The organism is Microcella sp. (assembly GCF_033763155.1).
Lineage (GTDB): Bacteria > Actinomycetota > Actinomycetes > Actinomycetales > Microbacteriaceae > Microcella.
Genome location: NZ_JANRKZ010000122.1, coordinates 1 through 6,724 on the forward strand (window position 1 = coordinate 1; position 6,724 = coordinate 6,724).

Consider the following 6,724-nt stretch of genomic DNA (forward strand, 5'->3'; position numbering starts at 1 on the left):
GCGAGCACCTCGTGCTCGAGCGTCGAAAAGCTGGGCGAGGCAACAACGGTGCTCTCGGGGCGGTGGCGGGGGTAGCTCATGGCGTCTCCGGTCGATGCGGTCTGTGGATGCTGCACTCACGTCCCGCGAGGACGACCGGTCTCTGACCCGCCGCGGTACCACCCCGCTTGCTCAGCATCCGGATTCCCCGAACACTGAGCCTCTCTGCTCCGGCTGTGACGGGCCTGCCCCGCTCGGGTCTAGTGGGTGTTCGAGAACACCGTTCTTCCGAGGACTCCCCGGTGATGACCGGATCACAGTCGCTAACCCCATCGTACCGGCCACCGAGCACGGGAACGAAACGCCTCCACGGCTCTCTGCGGAGAGCCTCGTCACTCTGGCCCCGGCAGCGCCCCTCGCCGTAGGCTGGGCGCGCCGGGGCAGATGCACGACCGGCCACGAGGTGCGACACCACGGGAGAAGCCATGAGCGACGACACCCCCACGCAGCGGTTCGAGCAGCCGACGACCCCGCTCCCTCACGCGGCGAGCGCCGTGCAGACAGATCCCGCCGACCGACAGAACCGCGGCATGCTCATCGCGCTCATCGCGATCGTTGCCGCCGTGCTCGTGGCGCTCATCGTCGTGATCGTGTTGCTCGTGGGCAACGCCAACTCGAACTCGGCACAGCCCCTGCCCGAGACGACCGAGAGCGAGTCGGCGAGCCCCGAGCCCACCGAGAGCGAGTCGCCCGAACCGAGCGATACGCCGAGCGAAGAACCCAGTGCGTCGCCGTCGGCGCCGCCGGCGCCGCCGCAGAGCCCGAGCTTCGCCACGTTCGTGGGCCCGAGCACGGCAAGCTGCCCCGACACCTCGAGCTCGGTAGCGATTACCTGGAGTTGGAGCAGCACCAACGCGGTCAATGCGTGGTTCGGCATCGGCACCAACAACGCCAAGGCCGAGCCGTTCGAGTCGGTGCCGACGACGGCCACCTACACGTTCAACTACCAGTGCAGCGAAGCGAGCCAGCGTTACACCGTGACCCTCGAAGACTCGGCGGGTCGCCTGACGCACAGCACGGTCATCATCGTTCGCCAGTAGTCAGGCAGCGCCGCCGGTACGATAGGGGGCACCCTCACACTCAGGCACCCTTACCTCTTGACACGGTGCCGCCTATAGCGAAGCGAGACCTGCGATGAGCACTGCCCACCTGCCCGAGAAGCCCGCCCTCGAAGGTCTCGAGAGCAAGTGGGGGCCCGTGTGGGAAGAGCGAGGCACCTATCGCTTCAACCGTGAAGCGGCGCTGGATGCCGGGCCCGACTCGGTGTATGCGATCGACACTCCTCCGCCCACCGCCTCGGGCTCGCTGCACATCGGTCACGTCTTCAGCTACACACACATGGATCTCGCCGCGCGGTATCAGCGCATGCGGGGCAAGAACCTCTTCTACCCGATGGGCTGGGACGACAACGGACTGCCCACCGAGCGCCGCGTGCAGAACTATTACGGCGTGCGCTGCGACCCGGCGCTCCCGTACGACCCCGACTTTGTGCCGCCGTTCGAGGGCGGCGACAACGCCAGCGGCAAAGCCGCCGACCAGGTGCCGATCAGCCGCCGCAACTTCATCGAGCTGTGTGAGCAACTGACGGTCGAAGACGAAAAGCAGTTCGAAGACCTCTGGCGCACGCTCGGCCTGAGCGTCGACTGGAGCCAGACCTACCGCACGATCGGCGATGACGCCCAGCGCGCGGCGCAGCGCGCGTTTCTGCGCAACCTCGCGCGCGGCGAGGCCTACCGTGCTGACGCCCCGACGCTGTGGGATGTCACGTTCCGCACCGCCGTCGCCCAGGCCGAACTCGAAGACAAAGAGATGCCCGGCGCCTTCCACCGAGTGTCGTTTCACACACCCGACGGCGGCACGATCGAGATCGAGACCACGCGCCCCGAGTTGATTCCGGCGTGTGTTGCTCTGGTCGCGCATCCCGATGACCCTCGCTACCAGCCCCTGTTTGGCACCACGGTGCGCACTCCCCTCTTCGGCGTCGAGGTGCCGGTTGTGGCCCACCACCTTGCGCAGCAAGACAAGGGTTCGGGCATCGCGATGGTCTGCACGTTCGGTGACGTCACCGACGTGGTGTGGTGGCGCGAGCTCGACCTCGGCCTGCGTCCGATTCTGGGCAAAGACGGCCGCATTCTCGCCGACGCCCCGGAGGGCATCGAGGGCGCTGCACTCGACATCTACGCCGAGCTCGCGGGCAAAACCGTCTTCAGTGCGAAGGCCCGCATCGTCGAGCTGCTGCGCGAGTCGGGCGACCTCATCGGTGAGCCCCGGCCCATCACCCACCCGGTCAAGTTCTTCGAGAAGGGCGACAAGCCGCTCGAGATCGTGACAACCCGCCAGTGGTACATCGCCAACGGTGCGCGTGATGAGGCCCTCAACGCTCGCCTGCTCGAGCGCGGTCGCGAGATCGAGTTTCACCCCGACTTCATGCGCGTGCGCTACGAGAACTGGGTCGGCGGCCTCTCGGGCGACTGGCTCATCTCGCGCCAGCGGTTCTTTGGCGTGCCGATTCCCGTCTGGTACCACCTCGACGCCGACGGCGAGCCCACGGGCGAGCCCATCGTGCCGAGCGAAGACCAGCTGCCGGTCGACCCGGCCTCGATGCCCGCGCCGGGCTACGACGAAGCGCAGCGCGGCCAGCCGAACGGCTTCATCGGCGAGGTCGACATCATGGACACGTGGGCCACGTCGAGCCTCACCCCGCAGATCGCCGGCAAGTGGGAAGACGACCCCGAGTTGTTCGGCCTGGTGTTTCCCTACGACCTGCGCAGCCAGGGCCAAGACATCATTCGCACGTGGCTGTTCTCGACGGTGCTGCGGGCCGAGCTCGAACACGGCAGCCTGCCCTGGAAGCACGCGGGCATCTCGGGCTTCATCGTCGACCCAGACCGCAAGAAGATGTCGAAGTCGAAGGGCAACGTCGTGACCCCGGCGGGCATGCTCGACGAGCACGGCAGCGACGCGGTGCGCTACTGGGCCGCGTCGTCACGCCTCGGAACTGACGCCGCGTTTGACCCGCAGAACCCCAAGCAGATCAAGATCGGTCGCCGACTCGCGATCAAGGTGCTCAACGCAGCCAAGTTCGTCTACTCGTTCGAGGCTCCCGCCGGTGCCGTGACGGGTCCGGATGCGGTGACCGAGCCCCTCGACATCGACATGCTCGCGACCCTGGGCGAGGTCGTCGCGACGGCCACGCGTGCCTACGACGACTACGACCACGCCCGCGCGCTCGAAGTGGCCGAACAGTTCTTCTGGACGTTCACCGACGACTATCTCGAGCTCGTGAAAGAGCGCGCCTACGGATCGCAGGGCGCGGCCGGTCAAGCCAGTGCCGTGACCGCGCTGCAGCTCGCGATCGACGTGTTCGTGCGCCTGTTCGCTCCGGTCATCCCCTTCGCAACCGAAGAGGTGTGGAGCTGGACACACGACACGTCGGTGCACACCTCGCCGTGGCCGACGGTCGACGAGCTCGGCGTTGACGCCCAGCACGGTGGCCTGTTGCCGCTGGTCTCGCAGGCACTCATCGGCATTCGCCGCGCGAAGACCGACGCGAAGGCCTCGCAGAAGACGCCCGTCACGAGTGCCGTTATCGCTGGGCCCTCGCTGCTCGAACTGGCCGCGGGTGATCTCGCGGCCGTCGGGCGCATCGAGTCGCTGACCTTCGAAGCGGCTGATGAAGTCGCGGTTATCGCGATCGAACTCGGCGAGCAACCGGAGGCCTGAGCCGTGACGAGTGCCATCACCATCCGACCGGTCGAGGCGCGCGACGCCGCGCGGTGGCGCGAGCTCTTCACCGCCTACGGCGTTTTCTATGAAACGGCCTTCGACGACGCAGTGCTCGACGGAGTGTGGGCGTGGTTGACGGATGCGGGGCATCCGCTCATCTGCCTTGTTGCCGAGCTCGATGGCGAGGTCGTGGGGTTTGCCCACGTGCGTGACCAGCCTGACACCTTCACGGCCGGCCCCGCGTGGTTTCTCGATGACCTCTACATCGTGCCGGAGGTGCGCGGCTCAGGCGCGGGGACTGCCCTGCTCGAGGCCGTCGCCGCCCATGCTCGCTCGCACGGCGGCGGCACGGTGCGCTGGATCACCGCGGCCGACAACGAGCGTGCCCAGCGCGTCTACGACCGGCTGGCGACGCGCGCCAGCTGGGTTACCTACGAGTGGGAGGTCTAGGCCATGCAGCTCGGAACCCGATGGGCTGTCGGTGGCGACGCGCCCGCTCGCCTGAGCCCCGACGTGGTTGCGGCGATTCGTGCCGTTGAGGGCGAGTTGCTCGGTTATGACACCACGCTCTGGCGCTGGACTCTCACGTGGCTCGAGGGGCGACCCGTGGTCGAGCTCGACGACGGCACGATCATTCGCGTGACCCACGACGGCGCCGTGACGATCGAGAACGGCGACACCCCGCGCTAAGCGCCCGGCGGCGAGGCGCTACTGCGTGATGCCGTAGCGCAGGCTGTCGCGCTGCTGGGTCGTTTCGCGCTGGGCGGCGAGGCGTTATTGCGTGATGCCGTAGCGCAGGCTGTCGCGCTGCTGGGTCGTTGCGCGCTGGGCGGCGAGGCGCAAGGCTTGCTGCTCGTGCGTCGGCGGAGTCGGGCGACGGTGCGCCCAGCGCACGAGCGCGACACCCGCGGCAAGAGCGAGCTTGCGCAGTGTCGACTCGCGGGGAGTCGCGTCGCACACGGTGAGCGAAATCGTGGTCATGATCAGCCCCTGTTCTGGGTGGTCGTGGTGGCCGGAATCTCGATGCCGTCGAGAACGGGAAAACCGAAGTACTGCAATTGCACGGGCCGCGAGCCGGGCACGCGTTGCCCGCGGTGCTCGCGAGCAAAGGCAACGAGCAGGTCATTGATCTGTTCGTTGAGCGCGCTCAGTTGCGCCGCGGTGACGTGCACGCTCGTCGACTGCAAGGCGGTGGCCTCACGCCACTCGGGCGAGAGAACGTCGTGGCCGCGGTCGATGATGTCGCGTACCCCTGCCTCGCGGTGGTGCAACCACTCGCGCATGATGACGCGCGACGCGGCGCGAGCAGCCTCGCTGCCCTCAAGCTCATCGCTGCCGATGTGAATGGGGCCGGGCACGCGTTGCCACCAGCGTTCCCGCGCCGTGCCGCGGCCTTCGACCTCGCGCACAAACCCGTGCTTCTCGAGTTGACGCAAGTGGTAGCTCGTGGCTCCGCTTGACTCGCCGAGTCGCTCTGCCAGCCCACTCGCAGTGTCGTCACCGTGCGTCGAAAGCGCCTCGATGATCTGCATGCGCAGGGGATGCGCGAGCGCTTTGAGGCCATCGAGGTCGGCGATGCGGTTCGCCTCGGGGTCGGTCTGGGGTGCCATGCCCGCAACAATAGCCATGCAAAGAAGTCTTTGCAAGTAAATCTTTGCAGAGATGTCTTTGCACTTTCGGCCTAAGCTAAAGCCATGTCGAACCCGTTCCTTGCTCCGAGCACGCTCCCCTATCAGCTGCCACCGTTCGCCGAGATTCGCGACGAGCATTACGCCCCCGCGATCGAGCAGGGCATGACCGAGCAGCTCGCCGAGATTCAGAACATCACTCGCCGGCGCGACATGCCGAGTTTCGACAACACGATGGTGCCCCTCGAGCAGAGCGGTCAGATGCTGACGCGCGTGCTGCGCGTGTTCTACAACAAGGCCTCGGCCGACTCGAACGACATCACGAACGCGCTCGAAGAAGAACTCGCCCCGAAACTCGCCGCACACAACGACGCGATCAAGCTCGACTCGGCGCTCTACTGGCGCATCGCACAGCTGCACGAGCAGCTCGACGCGCTGGGCCTCACGCCCGAGCAGCGCTACCTCGTCGAGCGGCACTACACCGAGATGACCCTCGCGGGTGCGGGCCTCGACGACGAGCAGAAGGCGCGGCTGAGCGAGCTCAACGCGCGCATTTCGACCCTCGAAACGCGCTTTGAGAAGAATCTGCTCGCCGACACCAACGAGCTTGCGCTCGTGATCGACGACGCCGCTGAACTCGACGGCCTCTCCCCCGGCGAACTGAGCGCTGCCGCGCAAGCGGCCGCTGATCGCGGGCTCGACGGCAAGTACCTCGTCACGCTCGTGCTGCCGACGGGCCACCCCTGGCTCGAGAGCCTCACGAACCGAGAGGTGCGTGAACGCATCATGGCCGCCTCCCGGGCGCGCGGCTCGCGTGACGGCGACCACGACAACCGACCGGTGTTGCTCGAGATCGCCCGCCTGAGGGCGGAGCGCGCCGAGCTGCTTGGCTTTGCCAACCACGCCGCGTTCGTCACCGCCGACCAGACCGCGCAAAACCCCGAGCGCGTCGCCGCCATGCTCGAGCGCCTCGCGCCCGCCGCCGCGCGCAATGCCGCTGCCGAGCAAGCGAAGCTCGAGGCCCTCGCGGGTCACCCCATCGCGGCGCATGACTGGGCCTTCTACAACGAGAAAGTGCGCAAGGCCGACTACGACGTCGACACGAGCGAGCTTCGCCCCTACTTCGAGGCCGAGCGCGTCTTGCAGCAGGGCGTTTTCGCCGCCGCGACGAAGGTCTATGGCATTACGTTCACGGAGCGCACCGACCTGCAGGGCTACCACCCGGAGGTGCGGGTGTTCGAGGTGCGCAACGAGGATGGATCCGCGCTCGGGCTGTACTTGCTCGACCTCTACACGCGCGACAGCAAGCGCGGCGGCGCGTGGATGAACGA

At 67.2% G+C, this 6,724-nt stretch carries 7 protein-coding genes; 5 read left to right on the forward strand and 2 right to left on the reverse strand.

The genetic code is table 11. The annotated features are described in order from the left end of the window. Positions 1–464 precede the first annotated feature (464 nt). From SFU54_RS05365 to SFU54_RS05380, 4 genes are all read left to right on the forward strand, one after another. Entirely contained in the window at positions 465–1,079 is a 615-nt protein-coding gene (locus SFU54_RS05365; protein WP_319015267.1) for a hypothetical protein, read from the forward strand. A gap of 94 nt (positions 1,080–1,173) precedes the next feature. Continuing rightward, positions 1,174–3,762, forward strand: coding sequence for a valine--tRNA ligase (gene valS, locus SFU54_RS05370; RefSeq protein WP_319015268.1), 2,589 nt, complete (start codon positions 1,174–1,176; stop codon positions 3,760–3,762). Between the two features lie 3 nt (positions 3,763–3,765). Continuing rightward, positions 3,766–4,215, forward strand: a complete 450-nt coding sequence (locus SFU54_RS05375) for a GNAT family N-acetyltransferase (RefSeq protein WP_319015269.1) — start codon at positions 3,766–3,768, stop codon at positions 4,213–4,215. A gap of 3 nt (positions 4,216–4,218) precedes the next feature. Next, positions 4,219–4,455, forward strand: a complete 237-nt coding sequence (locus SFU54_RS05380) for a hypothetical protein (RefSeq protein ID WP_319015270.1) — start codon at positions 4,219–4,221, stop codon at positions 4,453–4,455. Positions 4,456–4,539: 84 nt separating this feature from the next. Here the strand turns inward: SFU54_RS05380 and SFU54_RS05385 are convergent, their stop codons facing one another. Both SFU54_RS05385 and SFU54_RS05390 read right to left on the reverse strand, forming a co-directional pair. Beyond that, positions 4,540–4,746 carry a hypothetical protein gene (locus SFU54_RS05385; RefSeq protein ID WP_319015271.1) on the reverse strand — a complete coding sequence of 69 codons (207 nt, stop codon included), beginning with the start codon at positions 4,744–4,746 and terminating at the stop codon, positions 4,540–4,542. Between the two features lie 2 nt (positions 4,747–4,748). Beyond that, complete coding sequence (locus SFU54_RS05390) at positions 4,749–5,393, reverse strand: winged helix-turn-helix domain-containing protein (RefSeq protein ID WP_319015272.1); 645 nt, start codon at positions 5,391–5,393, stop codon at positions 4,749–4,751. 66 nt (positions 5,394–5,459) lie between these two features. On the opposite strand from SFU54_RS05390, the gene SFU54_RS05395 reads away from it, so the two are divergent. After that, on the forward strand, positions 5,460–6,724 hold a 1,265-nt coding region (locus SFU54_RS05395), incomplete at its 3' end, for a M3 family metallopeptidase (protein ID WP_319015273.1).

Bases quoted from the DNA above. Each gene is read 5' to 3' on its own strand.
- SFU54_RS05385 (WP_319015271.1), bottom strand. From the start codon at position 4,746: ATGACCACGATTTCGCTCACCGTGTGCGACGCGACTCCCCGCGAGTCG.
- valS (WP_319015268.1), top strand. From the start codon at position 1,174: ATGAGCACTGCCCACCTGCCCGAGAAGCCCGCCCTCGAAGGTCTCGAG.
- SFU54_RS05365 (WP_319015267.1), top strand. From the start codon at position 465: ATGAGCGACGACACCCCCACGCAGCGGTTCGAGCAGCCGACGACCCCG.
- SFU54_RS05380 (WP_319015270.1), top strand. From the start codon at position 4,219: ATGCAGCTCGGAACCCGATGGGCTGTCGGTGGCGACGCGCCCGCTCGC.
- SFU54_RS05390 (WP_319015272.1), bottom strand. From the start codon at position 5,393: ATGGCTATTGTTGCGGGCATGGCACCCCAGACCGACCCCGAGGCGAAC.